This window comes from Pedobacter sp. (assembly GCF_965249885.1).
Lineage (GTDB): Bacteria > Bacteroidota > Bacteroidia > Sphingobacteriales > Sphingobacteriaceae > Pedobacter.
This window is the reverse complement of sequence record NZ_OZ252254.1, coordinates 1,345,673-1,360,331: the sequence shown is the minus strand read 5'-3', so window position 1 is coordinate 1,360,331 and position 14,659 is coordinate 1,345,673. Positions and strand designations below refer to the sequence as shown.

At 39.8% G+C, this 14,659-nt stretch carries 14 protein-coding genes; 4 read left to right on the top strand and 10 right to left on the bottom strand.

Annotation, left to right across the window (positions count from 1 at the left end):
• Positions 1–4: 4 nt before the first annotated feature.
• The 4 genes from ACY2A0_RS05755 to ACY2A0_RS05740 all read right to left on the bottom strand — a co-directional run bounded on the left by ACY2A0_RS05755 (position 5) and on the right by ACY2A0_RS05740 (position 4,433).
• The gene (locus ACY2A0_RS05755; protein ID WP_461788599.1) at positions 5–415 is read right to left on the bottom strand and encodes a 6-pyruvoyl trahydropterin synthase family protein; all 411 of its coding nucleotides are present in this window, start codon (positions 413–415) and stop codon (positions 5–7) included.
• 456 nt (positions 416–871) lie between these two features.
• On the bottom strand, positions 872–1,609 hold the full coding sequence (locus ACY2A0_RS05750) for a DUF4197 domain-containing protein (protein WP_461788598.1): 738 nt from the start codon (positions 1,607–1,609) through the stop codon (positions 872–874).
• Positions 1,610–1,639: 30 nt separating this feature from the next.
• Positions 1,640–3,544 carry a vWA domain-containing protein gene (locus tag ACY2A0_RS05745; RefSeq protein ID WP_461788597.1) on the bottom strand — a complete coding sequence of 635 codons (1,905 nt, stop codon included), beginning with the start codon at positions 3,542–3,544 and terminating at the stop codon, positions 1,640–1,642.
• Positions 3,545–3,575: 31 nt separating this feature from the next.
• Positions 3,576–4,433, bottom strand: a complete 858-nt coding sequence (locus ACY2A0_RS05740; RefSeq protein WP_461788596.1) for a DUF4349 domain-containing protein — start codon at positions 4,431–4,433, stop codon at positions 3,576–3,578.
• A 156-nt stretch (positions 4,434–4,589) separates the two neighbouring features.
• Here ACY2A0_RS05740 and ACY2A0_RS05735 point away from each other — a divergent pair, with 156 nt between their 5' ends.
• From ACY2A0_RS05735 to ACY2A0_RS05725, 3 genes are read left to right on the top strand one after another with little or no spacing between them, the layout of a single operon-like run.
• On the top strand, positions 4,590–5,183 hold the full coding sequence (locus ACY2A0_RS05735; RefSeq protein WP_461791040.1) for an RNA polymerase sigma factor: 594 nt from the start codon (positions 4,590–4,592) through the stop codon (positions 5,181–5,183).
• Complete coding sequence (locus ACY2A0_RS05730; protein WP_461788595.1) at positions 5,161–6,429, top strand: carboxypeptidase-like regulatory domain-containing protein; 1,269 nt, start codon at positions 5,161–5,163, stop codon at positions 6,427–6,429. The genes ACY2A0_RS05735 and ACY2A0_RS05730 overlap by 23 nt, the downstream gene beginning before the upstream one ends.
• Before the next feature lie 2 nt (positions 6,430–6,431).
• Positions 6,432–7,043, top strand: a complete 612-nt coding sequence (locus ACY2A0_RS05725; protein WP_461788594.1) for an FMN-binding negative transcriptional regulator — start codon at positions 6,432–6,434, stop codon at positions 7,041–7,043.
• Positions 7,044–7,105: 62 nt separating this feature from the next.
• On the opposite strand, the gene ACY2A0_RS05720 is transcribed toward ACY2A0_RS05725, so the two are convergent.
• Positions 7,106–8,533: an L-serine ammonia-lyase gene (locus tag ACY2A0_RS05720; RefSeq protein WP_461788593.1), complete on the bottom strand. Its 1,428-nt coding sequence runs from the start codon at positions 8,531–8,533 to the stop codon at positions 7,106–7,108.
• 98 nt (positions 8,534–8,631) lie between these two features.
• Here ACY2A0_RS05720 and ACY2A0_RS05715 point away from each other — a divergent pair, with 98 nt between their 5' ends.
• Positions 8,632–9,177: an RDD family protein gene (locus ACY2A0_RS05715; RefSeq protein ID WP_461788592.1), complete on the top strand. Its 546-nt coding sequence runs from the start codon at positions 8,632–8,634 to the stop codon at positions 9,175–9,177.
• On the opposite strand, the gene ACY2A0_RS05710 is transcribed toward ACY2A0_RS05715, so the two are convergent.
• The 5 genes from ACY2A0_RS05710 to ACY2A0_RS05690 all read right to left on the bottom strand — a co-directional run bounded on the left by ACY2A0_RS05710 (position 9,158) and on the right by ACY2A0_RS05690 (position 14,632).
• A complete protein-coding gene (locus ACY2A0_RS05710) occupies positions 9,158–9,817 on the bottom strand; it encodes an MgtC/SapB family protein (protein WP_461788591.1) in 660 nt (219 codons plus the stop codon). The genes ACY2A0_RS05715 and ACY2A0_RS05710 overlap by 20 nt on opposite strands.
• Before the next feature lie 605 nt (positions 9,818–10,422).
• A complete protein-coding gene (groL, locus tag ACY2A0_RS05705; RefSeq protein WP_461788590.1) occupies positions 10,423–12,063 on the bottom strand; it encodes a chaperonin GroEL in 1,641 nt (546 codons plus the stop codon).
• Between the two features lie 102 nt (positions 12,064–12,165).
• Entirely contained in the window at positions 12,166–12,444 is a 279-nt protein-coding gene (locus tag ACY2A0_RS05700; protein WP_113636866.1) for a co-chaperone GroES, read from the bottom strand.
• A gap of 437 nt (positions 12,445–12,881) precedes the next feature.
• Entirely contained in the window at positions 12,882–13,241 is a 360-nt protein-coding gene (gene secG / locus ACY2A0_RS05695; RefSeq protein WP_461788589.1) for a preprotein translocase subunit SecG, read from the bottom strand.
• 14 nt (positions 13,242–13,255) lie between these two features.
• Complete coding sequence (locus tag ACY2A0_RS05690) at positions 13,256–14,632, bottom strand: hypothetical protein (protein WP_461788588.1); 1,377 nt, start codon at positions 14,630–14,632, stop codon at positions 13,256–13,258.
• Positions 14,633–14,659: the final 27 nt, after the last annotated feature.

Genomic DNA, 14,659 nt, shown 5'->3' with positions numbered 1-14,659 from the left:
TGGATTAGCCGAAGTATTCGACGTAGTTGTTATCGGTTTCGTAAAGTTTGATACAGTGCAAATGTGCACCTCCTTCTGCAATCAGCGGATTTAAGATATTCCAAATTGCAATTGCTAAATTTTCGGTAGAAGCCAAAACTCCTTGCATAAAATCAACATCAAGGTTCAAATTTTTATGATCGATTTTATCAATCACATATTGGTTGATGATTTGCTTCAGCCATTTTAAATCAACTAGAAAACCGGTTTCAGGATTTACATCGCCCTTTACGGTAACAAAAAGCTGATAGTTATGACCATGCCAGTTTGGGTTGGCACACTTGCCAAACACTGCTGTATTCTCATCATCGCTCCAGTCTGGTCTTGCTAGTTTATGTGCTGCGTTAAAACTCTCCCTACGTGTTATATAAATCATTTTGAAAAAAATAAAATGCAAATATACAGATAAACTCAATAGCCGTATGCGCCACCAGCTATATATTACCAAGCAATTACTGAATTGTATAAAAGCACTTTTTTGTTTCGTGGCAAATGTGGCTGTCCTTGCTTCAGCACTCTACTCGTTTCCCTTGTCAGGTGTTCTTACGTGCTGTGGTGCTTGGTTAACAAAAACAATAATTAGATATTAAGCTTGAAACTCCTTTCAACAAAAAAAGCACCCTAATTTAGGATGCTTTTGATAGAATTTTATCTATTTATGCTGTGCCTGCCCTACGCGGATAGCCCACTCACAGGACTTTTTTTGTCATTTTTAAAACGCTTATTGTTTTATGATAACAAGCTAGCAAAAAATTGGTTTTATTCCTTTAAAATTTTATTAACAAATCAACAAAGTTGTAAAAGTCTCTCCTTTGGGGAGATTTAGAGGGGCCTATTTCTTTTTATCAGCATAGCCAAATACTTTTTGTAGCAAGGTAGTTGAGCGGGCACTAATGTTGTCTCTAATTTTTAACTCTTCTTGCGCTACCTGTAAAAACATCCCATCTATCGCTTTTTCTGCAACATACTGCGTTAAGTTGGTGTTTACAGGCTTCACCAGCGGCAATTTGTTATATGCAGCAGCGGCATCGCTCCAATACCTAGTTGCGCCTACCTTGCTTAAGCTGTTGGCAATTACCGGAGAAAATTTTTCCATCAACTGTGCCGTAGTAACCCTTTTAAAGTATTGTGTTGCTGCGTCCTTATTTCCTAGGAGGATATTGGTTGCGTCAGCTATGGTCATCTGTTTAATCGCGTTTACAAAAATAGGTTTTGCCTCTTTCGCTGCGTCTTCTGCGGCACGGTTCAAGCTCAAAATAACATTGTCGGCCAATGAGTTTAAGCCCACACTACGTAAAGTTTTCTCCACCTTTTGTGCTTCAGTTGGGAATAAAATTTTAACCGCCATGTTCCCAAAAAAACCATCTTTAGCCGATAGCCGATCTGCGCCTGCCGAGGTTCCAATTTCCAAAGCCTGTTTTAGGCCATTGCTAATTTCCAAACTTGTTGGTGTGCCGGTTGCTCCAGTAGCCACTTGGCCTAAAATATCGCCTAATTTCCCTTGGCTTTGTGCATCACAGCCGCTAAAGCACAAGGCAGCCGCCGCTAAAAATAATCCTGTTTTTCTCATCAAGTATCGTAATTTTTTTAACGAGCGAGGTTATTTGTCCCCGCCCGTTTCAGCAAAATTACGCAAATCTTTTGCCAAAATTTTTGCCGATTTAGCTATTTTAACATACTCGGTTCTATAGCCTTCCTTATCGCTGCCTTTGGCACTTTCAGCCAGTTCAATGGCGGTATCGAAGCTGCCTTGCTGTACAAACTCAGAATGGCGTAACAACATACCCAACATAGCTACCGATGCAGAGAATTTGAAATTATCGGAAGTTTGTTGTAGTAAGTTGTGTCCTTCGTCAACTACTGGCTTTTGCAGTAATTTACTTTTGTCGCCATCAGGTTGTTTGTATCGCATTTTAACATTTAGAAGCTCGTTACTAGTGTTGTTTGAAGATGATGAGGTTTTTTGATATTTGAGCGCATCAACACTTTTCAGGAACTTGCTTTCTACACCTACTGGGATAATTTCGTAAAGTGCTGTTACGGTATGTCCGGCACCCATTTCTCCTGCATCCTTTTGGTCGTCGTTAAAATCTTCGTTGTTCAGTAGTCTGTTTTCATAGCCAATTAAACGGTAGGCTTGTACTTTGCTGGGGTTAAATTCAACTTGCAGCTTAACGTCTTTAGCAACGGTAAATAGTGTGCCGCCAAATTCGTTAATTAGTACTTTTCTGGCCTCGTTGATATCATCAATGTAAGCGTAATTGCCATTGCCTTTATCTGCTAAAACTTCCATTTTGCTATCTTTGTAGTTTCCCATTCCAAAACCTAGAACGGTTAAAAAAACACCACTTTTTCTCTTTTCCTCGATCAAAGTTTGCATGTCTGCATCACTACTTGCGCCTACGTTAAAATCGCCATCGGTAGCAAGTATAATGCGGTTGTTCCCTCCTTTAATGAAGTTGTCGGTTGCTACTTTGTAGGCCAATTTAATGCCTGCACCACCAGCAGTTGATCCACCTGCTCTTAATTTGCTTAATGCCTCCTTAATTGCCTGTTTGTTATCGCCCGAAGTACTAGGCAACACCAAGCCTGAGCTGCCAGCGTAAACCACGATGGCAACTTTATCTTGGTCGCGTAAATTATCGGTAAGTAAACGTAGGGAGCTAATTAGCAATGGCAGTTTATTTGGGGCTTCCATAGAGCCCGAAACGTCAATCAAAAACACCAAGCTGGAAGGAGGTAGCTTTTCAGTAGGAATATTTTTGGCCTGTAACCCGATATGCACTAAACGATGTTCTTTATTCCAAGGTGCTGCGCTAACTTCAGTTACAATATTTACCGGATCGTTTCCCTTGGGTTGATCATAGTTATAATCGAAATAATTGATCATTTCCTCTACACGTACGGCGTCTTTTGGTGGTAAGTTTCCTCCGTTAATGTACCTTCGGATATTACTGTAGGAAGCCGCATCTACATCGATGGAGAAGGTCGACAGCGGATGATCCGATGCCCGTTTGAAGTTGTTTTCGGAAATTTTGGAGTAGCTCTCCGTATTCATATCGTTCATTACGTGTAAGCCTGCTATACGGCCATTTAAGTAATTAGCATTAGGGCTTGCATTTCCCATTATCACGGTAGAAGATGCTGATACAATTCTTTTTTCATGTGCTGTCCCGTAGCCTACAACTGAAACCTCCGCTAAGGCTTTTACGTCGTCTGCTAAGCTGAAATTAATGACGTTAGCTTTTTTAATGGCTACTTTTTGAGTTTGAAAGCCTAAAAAGCTTACCTCTATGTGCGTATCAGTAACGGGTATTTTGATGCTGTATTTTCCATTAGCATCTGTTTTGGCGGTAGTTTTACTTGGCAAACTTCTAACGTCGGCAGCGGATAGCCCCAAGCCATCATTTATGCTAGTAACTTTGCCCGTAATTTGTCGTGTAGGCGTACTACTGTAGCCTAAAAAAAGCAGTAGCAGCGCTATTGGGGTTAGTAAAAGTTTCATATCGTTAAGGTTTTAAATGAATTGATGATGGTTAATTCCTGTTTTTTCTTTGTTTTATCGACCGTCTTATCATTACATATCCGATAAGAGCTATAGTTAGATACGGCCAAATCCCCAACAGCCACAATGTGAAATTGACAATGGATTGCCAGCCGGAATTGAGCGCTATTTTTATTCGGGTTAAGAAACTACTTTTTGGTTGCTCGATGTAATTTTTTTGCTCGTATAAATTGATATTTAATGTGCTGAAAGAAACTTGATCTGCTAGGTACTTTAATCTGCCTTCCTGACTGTCTATTTCTTCCAAAAGTGTTCTAATGTTTCCTTCTACCGCCAGAATATCTTTTACTGTTGCCGCTTTGGCGAGAATTTGTTTGTATCGCTGTAAATATTCTCGTTTGGTTGCTAAGCGAGTTTCAATATCCACATACTCTTCTGTCACATCTCTAGCTTGTATGTTTTTCGCCTCTATTTCATCTTCACCGCTTTCTAGGTTTGCAATTAATCGCTCAAAATTTACCGCAGGAACGCGTATTTTTAAATTGTATGCCATGCTTTGCTCGTTGTTTTGCAAGTCTTCACTTTCATAATAGGCATCCATTTTTTTTAAGCTTTGGTCAATTGCTTTTTTACTATGTATTACGTTTTTGCTCTTCAAAGTGATGTTGCCATCTTTGATAATTTTCTGTTTGTTGATGATAGTTAGGGGATTTGTAGACTGTGAATTAGCTTTCTGCCGATTATCCTCGTATGCAGAGGAGGGAGCCATTAGCATAACAGATGCTGTACTAGTCATTTTATCTACGTTTTCAACTTCTTTTGCTTGTTTGTTACCGCAAGCACTCAAGGCAACAACTAAGAAATAAGCTATTAAATGGGGTATTTTCATCACCTAAATTTTTTGTCGATTTTTAAAGTCAATCTTTCCAACTAATCACTTCTAAGCTTGTTGACTTTGTAAAGGGTAGATGTGGCTATCCATAATTTTCCATACTCATCTCAGAAAATATTTTTATACTTGGAGAAATTTAGGCATTCCAAGGCGTTGAGGTTTATCAAGAATACATCTAAAAAAGAAGCATATGGCGATACGGCCAATGATGATCTTTCTTTAGTTGCTGCTTACCAGAAAAGCGGCAATCTGGAAGTATTGGGTGAGCTTTATAATAAGTACATGCATTTGGTTTTTGGGGTATGCTTTAACTATTTTAAAGATGAAGAGCAGAGTAAAGATGCCGTAATGCAGATTTTTGAAGAGTTGGTAACCAAGTTGAGAATCCATCAAGTTCAAAACTTTAAAAGCTGGCTACATGTACTCACCCGTAACCATTGCTTGATGGCCTTGCGCAAATCAAGTAAAAATCCAACCGTAACGCTTGACGATAATTTTGTGGAAAATGATGAGTTGGTGCATCTTGATATCGACAACACAAAAGAAACTCAGTTGACCATCATGGAAAAGTGTATGGAAACCCTTTCGGAAGAACAAAGAAAAAGCGTAGATTTATTTTATCTGCAAGAAAAATGCTATAAAGAAGTTGCCGAAATTACGGGTTACGATATGCTCAAAGTTAAAAGCTACATCCAAAATGGAAAACGCAATTTGAAAATTTGTATTGAAAAGAACAGTGGGCAATAACGAATGGTTAGATATTGAAGTATTGGACGACTACCTAGAAGGGAGGTTGGATGCCGGCATGATGCATAAGGTGGAACGCGTTTCGCTTGAAGACCCTTTTGTGGCCCAAGCCTTAGCAGGTTTAACCGAAGCAAAAAAGCGCACTCAAACTTTGTCGTTTTTACAAAAACAGCTGCAAGAACGGGTGGCAGAAAAGCCTGTGGAACGTAAAAAATGGCAGCTTACTTCTCACCGCTTAAGCATTGCGGCTACTGCTGCGGTACTTTTTATTACCGTTGGTGTGTTGTTTATGATGCGTGAAAGCAACCGTCGTGAGCAGGAACAGCTAGCTGCTGCAAAACGTGCCAAAGGAATTGAAGTGAACCTCGAACCAAAAGTGGCAGCTACAACACCAGTAGATACGCTAGCCAATACTGGAAATGCAAATAAGGTTGTGGATAAAAAGGTAACACAAGCTTTAGGTAACGTGTTGGCCAAGAGAAATCGTATAGTTGCTAAAAATAACTCAGCCGATCAAGCAGGCTATTTTGATTCCACATCTCTTGAACTAAGAACTACAAGCGCAGCCTTAAAGAAGAGTACGTTTACGCAGCAAGCCATGGTTGGTGTACCAACAGCTGCTCCAAATGCGCCAATTCAAATGTTAGATGGCAGAGTCGAAGGAATTCAGGCAAAAGTTGATCCTAATTTGAGGTCGGTTAAAGGAACAGTTTACGATATATACGGACGACCGCTTTCAGGTGCTGACGTGAAAATGGTTGGCGATGATATCAGAGCGATTACCAATAGGAGTGGCGAGTTTACACTTCCTGTTGGCAAAGAAGCTGATAAAGTTACGTTGGAAGTCGCTTCGTTGGGGTTTGCAAGAAAAAATATTGAAGCTAAAGTAAATGAGCCACTAAAAGTGAGTTTAGATGAAGATGCAAAAATGTTGAGAGAAGTGGTGGTTGCTAGTGATTCGGAAAAATCGAAAAAAGCTGTTACAAATCCTCTCAGTGCCCCAAAAATTGGTTGGAAAGCATACGAGGAATATCTCCGGAAGAAAAACAAATTATTTGTAGCTGGTTCGCAAATTGTAGTGCTAAGCTTCAGCATTTCAGCCGATGGCAGCCCTATTGATGTTAAAGTAGATAAGTCTTTGGGTAAACTACAGGATGAGGAAGCCATGCGCTTACTTACAAGCGGCAGTAAATGGTCTAATTCTAACGTTGTTGGCTATAGAGCTACACTGACCGTTAAATTCTAATAATGTATAAAGTTGATAGTTTTTTAGAAAAGGATAACAATAAGTTGTTAGCCTTCATGCAGTTACATCCCTTTGCTGTAGTAATTGGCGCAAATCAAAATATTCCTTCTGCTACGCAAATACCTTTGCAAATTAAACAGGAAGGTGACGCTATTAAGTTGATAGGGCATGTGATGAAAAAAACGGATCATTATGAAGCTTTTTTTGCTAATGATAATGTTCTGGCACTTTTTAGTGATGCCCACGCCTATGTTAGCGCTTCAGTTTACGAAAACCCTTCATCGGCTTCCACATGGAATTATAGCGCCGTACAAGCAAAAGGCAAGATTAGGCTTTTGGATAAGGACGAAACTAGAGCAGCAATCAAATCGTTGACCGATCAATACGAAGGGCAAAATAGTCCGGCCGCATTTCATCATTTATCTGATGATTATATTGAAAAGCATTTAAAAGCTATTGAAGGTTTTGAAATTACCGTAACCTCATTGGAAGGTATTTTTAAGTTAAGTCAAAATCATTCGCAAATTAATAGAGAGCGTATTGTCAAGCATCTGTCGCAAAGCGATGACCTGCAAGCGCAGGAAGTTGCGAGGCAGATGAAAGAAAACCTTTAATAATCAGATCGAATATTTTCTGCGGCTACATTGACGCCATAGTTAACGTTAAACGTTTAGTGCTAACATTCTGGTAAACTAATAGGCACTTTAGTAGCTAAACCGCCATCAGAAGTTTCTTTGTATTTTGCGTTCATGTCTAACGCCGTTTCCCACATCGTGTTCACTACGGCATCTAAGCTTACTTTGGCCTTATCTGGATTACTTTGCAATGCCAGTTGACTAGCTGTGATGGCTTTAATTGCACCCATTGTGTTACGCTCAATACAAGGGATCTGCACTAAGCCACCAATTGGGTCGCAGGTTAGGCCTAAATGGTGTTCCATCGCTATTTCTGCAGCCATTAATACCTGTCGTTGCGAACCTCCCAAGCATTCAGTTAATGCAGCGGCAGCCATTGCAGATGATACTCCTATTTCGGCTTGGCATCCACCCATTGCTGCAGAAATGGTAGCCCCTTTTTTAAAAATACTTCCAACTTCACTAGCGCAGGCAATAAATTGAATGATTTTATCGTCAGTGTAACCATCACAAAACGTAATAAAATATTGAAGCACCGCTGGAATTACCCCTGCAGCACCATTGGTAGGTGCAGTTACCACACGACCAAAAGCGGCATTCTCCTCATTAACTGCTAAGGCAAAGCAGCTCACCCAGTCTAGTATATAGTTGAAGCCCATACCGCCATTTCGAATGGCAACAATCCAGCTATTATAATCGTTGTAAGTTTGTTCACCAATTAATCGTTGGTTTAACTTAGCTGCCCTGCGTGCAACTTCCAGTCCTCCTGGTAAGAAACCAGAAGTGTGACAGCCACGGTAAATGCAATCTTTTATTACCTGATAGTGTTGCAAAATGCCCTTTTTAGTTTCCGCTTCTGGTCGCCAAGCGGCTTCGTTTTCCATCACAATTTCGGAAACCTTTAATCCCGTAGTCAAACACCAGTGCAAAAGCTCGCTAGCTTTTTCTATTGGAAATGGTAGGTCTACTTGGTCTTTTTCTGAACTATCTTGCCCTTCCTTTACCACAAAGCCACCGCCTATGCTGTAATAAGTTTCGGAAACGGCTTTTCCGCTATTTAAAAATGCCTGAAAGGTAACCGCATTTGGGTGGAATGGGAGACTTTCGGTAAACAGAAAAATTAAATCGTCCTGATAGGAAAAGTTAATGTTGTTTTTCCCCGCAAGCTTCAGTAGTTGAGTTTCCTTAATTTCTTCCACCGTACTATCAATGGCATTTACATCAAATGTAACTGGGTCGCCGCCTGCTAAACCTAGTAATATGGCAATATCGGTTCCGTGACCCTTGCCTGTTTTGGCTAAAGAGCCATATAATAAAATCTTTACCTGTTCTACTTCTTCTAATACACCCTGCAATGCCAAGCTGTTGGTAAACTGCTGTGCTGCTCGCCAAGGGCCAAGCGTGTGAGAACTAGAAGGACCAATTCCTATTTTGAAGATGTCAAAAACTGATATTTGCTCGTTGGACATAATGCAAAGCTACAATTGTTTTCTGATTTAAAACTAGGAACAAACCGTCAATTTATTATCTTCATATTAATGTTGACAAAAGCTAAAAATTAATGCATATGGAACAAATTAACAGCTATGATGGACTTGATTTAGCGTACTGCCGGGCCAACTCAAATAAACGGTTCCTAAATTATTTAATTGATTTGCTTGCTTTTTATGTAATTGTAATCTTTTTCGGTTTCTTATTCGAGATTGTATTTCCGGGAACTATTCCTTACAATGACATTAATCCTTTCTGGGATCGTGTGCTATCGCTGATTTTTTATGCGATTGTGATGTTTGCGACTGAAGCAGCTTTCCAGGGTAAATCTTTAGGGAAACTGGTTACAGGTACTAGAGCTATCAATGTAAACGGAGAGCCTCCAACATTGATGCAATTGCTAGCTAGGAATTTTATCAGGGCAGTGCCGTTTAACGCATTGAGTGCTTTTGGGAATCCTTGTGCGCCTTGGCACGATAGGTGGTCGGATACTTACGTGGTTGACGAGAAAGTTTTAGCCTTGCAGCAAAGGAAAGATGTGTTTTTTAAAGCGCTTAGGGAAGAAAAATCGGATGTGGTAACTACAAGCGAAGAAGAAAATTCTAAAAATCAAACTCAATAATACTGCTGTCTTGTAGCATTGTTTCTACAAATTCATGATGCTTTGCGGGACTGCCTACGGCGTCCCAAGTACCAGTAATAATGCCGTTAGCTAATTGATGCTTTCCACGGACAGGTTTGAGTTTATGCTGTTTGAAAACTAATTCGTAGTTATCTAAATCTTTGTTCTGATACTTTTTTACAATGCGGTAGGTGCGTTTGGTAAAACGACGATCTGCTACGTTTTCGATATAAGGGAAAATTAACAGCGAAAGTAAAACTACGGCTGTTACACCAATAGCTTGAATGAAATAACCGGATCCTACCGCCATTCCAATAGCTGCTACAATCCAGATAACACAGGCGGTAGTTAAACCCTTTACGCGGTTTTCTTCTTTGAAGATTACACCAGCGCCCAAAAAACCTATGCCAGTAACAATGTTTGAAGCAATCCTATCGTGACTGCTAGCGCCAATTTTTACTGAAAGTACCGTGAAAAGGGCGGCTCCCAGTCCAATCATGATCATGGTTTTTAAGCCTGCAGATTTGCTGCGGTATTCACGCTCGGCACCAATGAGCCCGCAAAGTAAAATGGTCAGTAAAAACTTGTTTACTTCCGCAATGCTAAGGAATTGATTTCTGTCGCCTAATATTTCCCACATGGCTTAAAAGTAGAAAGTAAAAAGTAAAAAGTGAAAAGTTTTTTTGCAAGTTGGGAAGTTAGAAAGTTGGAACGTTGGGAAGTTGGAAAGTTAGAAAGTTGGGGAAGTCCGAAAAGTTAAAGCAGAATCAGCAATAAGGTTGAGTGTAACGAAATCCCGATACTTCAGGAGCCAAGGGACAAAGAAATGGATGCAAGGCTGGCTTTGTTAACTAGCCCGGATGAAGCGGAAATACTTTTTGTTTTCCAGTCTGTTGGTTTTAGTGTCATACTAAGTTTATCAAAGCATGTGTTGCCAATGAACATCCTTCGATAGGCTCAGGATGACAGCGCAGAAACAAAAATATTGTAGCGAAAAGCTTCCGAAGTAAGTTGGGCACAGGTGGACTTTCAGGAAATAGTAGTAGGAGAGGGGCGCTTCTAAATATGAAAGTTATTTAAAAAAAATGATGCAAAATAGACTTTTCCTAACATCGGAATGAAAGGGTGTAAAAGTAAAAATCCCTCAAAACTTTCGCCTTGAGGGATTCTTTTATGTTTAAAGTAGAAAGTTTAAAGCGTTTTGCAACACTTTCAACCTTCAACTTTTTACTTTGGACTTTCAGATTACATCATGCCGCCCATACCGCCGCCCATTGGAGGGTGTGAGTGAGCACCAGCGCCAGCCTCTTCAGGCTCATCAGCTAATACCACTTCGGTAGTTAACAACATTGCTGCAATTGATGCTGCGTTTTCCAAAGCAACACGAGATACTTTAGTTGGGTCAATTACACCTGCACTAATTAAGTTTTCGTAAACATCAGTACGAGCATTATAACCGAAATCAGCAGTGCCTTCTTTAACTTTTTGTACTACGATAGAACCTTCGATACCTGCGTTTTCACAGATTTGACGTAAAGGCTCTTCAATAGCACGTTTCACGATTGCGATACCCGTAGTTTCGTCGTCATTATCACCTTTTAGGTTGGCTAATGCTTCAACCGCACGGATGAAAGCAACACCACCGCCAGCAACAATACCTTCTTCTACAGCAGCACGAGTGGCGTGTAAAGCATCATCAACACGGTCTTTTTTCTCTTTCATTTCAACTTCTGAAGCAGCACCTACGTAAAGTACGGCAACACCACCAGAAAGTTTAGCTAAACGCTCTTGTAATTTTTCTTTATCGTAATCCGAAGTTGTAGTCTCAATTTGAGCTTTGATTTGACCAACACGAGCTTTGATATCTTCAGTTTTACCAGCACCATTGATTACAGTAGTATTGTCTTTATCAACTACTACTTTCTCTGCAGTTCCTAGGTAAGAAAGATCAGCATTTTCTAATTTGTAACCTCTTTCTTCAGAAATTACTGTACCGCCAGTTAAGATAGCGATGTCTTCTAACATTGCTTTTCTTCTGTCACCAAAACCTGGAGCTTTAACAGCAGCCACTTTCAGCGAACCACGGATTTTATTAACTACCAATGTAGCTAAAGCTTCGCCATCTAAATCTTCAGCAATGATTAAAAGCGGTTTACCAGTTTGTACAGTTTTTTCCAATACTGGCAACAATTCTTTCATGTTGCTGATTTTTTTGTCGTAGATCAAGATGAAAGGCGAGTCTAAATCAGCTTCCATTTTATCGGCATTAGTAACAAAGTAAGGAGAAAGGTAACCTCTGTCGAATTGCATACCTTCTACAGTTTTTACCTCTGTTTCAGTACCTTTTGCTTCTTCTACGGTAATTACACCATCTTTACCTACTTTTTGCATTGCCTCTGCAATTAACGAACCAATTACTTCGTCGTTATTTGCTGAAATTGAAGCAACTTGCTTAATTTTATTGTTGTCTTCACCTACAGTTTGTGACTGAGTTCTCAAATTCTCAACCACTGCAGCTACCGCTTTATCGATACCGCGTTTTAAATCCATTGGATTAGCTCCAGCAGCAACGTTTTTAATACCAGCAGTAACAATTGCTTGAGCTAAAACAGTAGCAGTAGTAGTACCATCACCTGCAATATCAGCAGTTTTGCTTGCTACTTCTTTTACCATTTGAGCACCCATGTTTTCAATTGGGTCTTTCAAATCGATTTCTTTAGCTACCGATACACCATCTTTAGTGATTGCTGGTGAGCCAAATTTTTTATCGATGATTACGTTACGTCCTTTTGGACCTAAAGTTACTTTTACTGCATTTGCTAAAGTATCCACACCTTTTTTAAGTGCGTCACGAGCTTCAACGTTATATCTTACTTGTTTTGCCATTTCTTAATTTTGTTTGAAAGTTTTAATGTTTGAAAGCTGAAAAGTTTCAACTCCTAATCGATAAAACATTGCAACATTTTAACGTTACAACATTTCAATTTCCTAGCCAATTACCGCGTAAATATCGCCTTCACGCATAATTAAATATTCTTTCCCTTCGTGTGATACTTCAGTACCAGCGAATTTGCCGTAAAGCACCACGTCACCAACTTTAACAGTCATTGGTTCATCTTTTTTACCAGCACCAACAGCAACTACAGTTCCTTGTTGAGGTTTTTCTTTAGCGGTATCAGGAATATAAATACCCGACGCTGTTTTTTCTTCGGCAGGAGCAGCTTCTACTACAATCCTGTCTCCAATTGGTTTTAAATTTAAAGCCATAACTCTAATAATATTATTGGTTTTATAAATGATTTAATTTTAACTGTTAAGGTTTTATCACTTTTTGTGCCAATAGAGTTGACTTGACAAATTTTCACCGTAATGTCAGTTAAGTAAAAAAAGCGGGATTTTTTGCGTGTCAGAGTGACAGAGTTGTTGTTGCCGATATGCCATGTTGATGGAGCGCAAATCCTGTGTAGCTATGCCATTATAGTCCCGCCATACATTACAAGTCCTCGGCTGCGCTACGCTAGCCTGTGGGCTTTCCATTGCTGTCGGGGCTATTTAGCAACGGGCTCTGAAAAGAAATCGAGAATGGCCAAATTCCATCGTCATTTTTTAAAGTGCTTATAATGATCACATCCAGAAATAACGGTACAAAAAAACTCCCTAGCGGTTAACTAGGGAGCTACATTTATATTCGCTTTAATTAAAGCTTATTTTTTTGTGCTATCAGCTTTTGCAGGTGTAGCAGCCGGAGTTGCAGATTTTGTTGGTAACGCACCGCCAATTGGAGAAGGTGTAGCCGCTTTGTTGATATGATCATCAATTTTTGAGCCTGTACCACCAGTTGAACCTGATTTGCTCATTGCGGTAATTGCTAGTGAAAATACCACAATAAATGCCAATAAAATCCATGTGCCTTTTTCTAGAACATCGCCAGTACGTTGTACGCCAAACATGTTGCTGCTAGCGCCACCAGTAGCTAAACCGCCACCTTTTGGGTTCTGAATCAAAACGAATAGGCCCAGCCCTACGCAAGCAATGACTAATAAAATAATAACTAAGGTTAACATATGTTGCAGTAATTTTAAATTTTCTTTTCTAAAGATTGTATAAGGTCGGCAAAGTAACGGCTTTTTTCTGGGAATTTCAAACTTAATTTTTGATAAGTATCTATCGCCTTGTGATAAAGCATTTGCTCGATATAAATTTGTGCCAAGGTTTCCGATACCAAATCATTGCCATCCTCTGCACTTTTTTTGGCTTTATTTTCTGTATTAATTTGATTTGGTGGTAAGGCTTTTATCTGCGGATCATTTTTAATAAAAGATTCGATGATTTCATTTTCCTTTTTGTTTTTTGGTTCTGCTGGCTTTTCCAGTTCATTTTCTAGCTCAAAAGGTGCTTGTAAATGAAAGATGTTTTCCACGTACTGCTGCTGCAAATGTTGCGCTGGTGCCAAACCTTTAGTGCTCGAAACAAAAGGTCGGAAAATTTGCTCATGATCTTTACGGGTTTTGGCCAACCACCATAAAAAAGTAAATGGCAGTTTGTCGTCATCATATTTGCTGATTACATTTTCTGTAGCCGTTTCTTCTGCCGGAGCAGGTTCCTCAACTTCCGGTTGCTCGTCAGCGGTATTTACATCCTCAGTAACTTGCGCTTCTTCAGTAACTGTGGAGCTTAAATCAAATGCAAAAAAATCAGTTGCAGCAAAAGTTTCTGCACTAAAGCGATCTTCCGCTAATTCTGTTTCTTTATCTGGTTGTGGATTAGTAATGTCTTCAATTTCCGGTTTATCGGCAGCTACAAAATCTTCAGGGATTACGAGCTCATTAATTTCTTCAAAGGTCTCTTGCTCGTCCGACTCCGCTGTAACAGGATCTGCTATCGCCGAAGGAGCTTCACAAACTTTGATGATCTCGCTTTGTAAAGGTTCAATGTTTTCAATCTCCGGGAAAGGAAAATCATTATTAACAGCTGCGGTGTTTGATGTCGTTTCTTCAACCTGCTCCTCAACTTTATTATCAGCAACTTCCGTTGGAATTTCAAACGCAATAGTTTCGTGAGCAAGCGGAGCTAAATTTTCTATTTCAGGCGCATCGTCTATAAAAACATTTTCCGTGCTAGGCGTAACTGGAACATCTTCATTTGAAGCCTTGGCGTACACTTTGGTCCAAGTAGGATATTGGATTACTTCAACATTTTGCTGTATGCTTAGTTGTTGCGGCAAGTGAATCACCCTGTGTAAAATATGGCCGTTATTGTAAAGTGCGGCTTTGGTTAAAGCTTCCTGTTGTTGAGCAGTATCTTTAGAGGCTTTTGCCAGTAATAGATATAGGGGTTGATAGTAGGGATAAGTTGCTATAAGTTCCTGCAACATTGGAATGTCGCTTTGCGTCACCTTTGCTGGCTTGGCAAGTAACTGGTCCAATTGCTGCTTCATCTCTATTTTCAACTCCATTGCGCTAAGTTAACAATTGAAAAATAA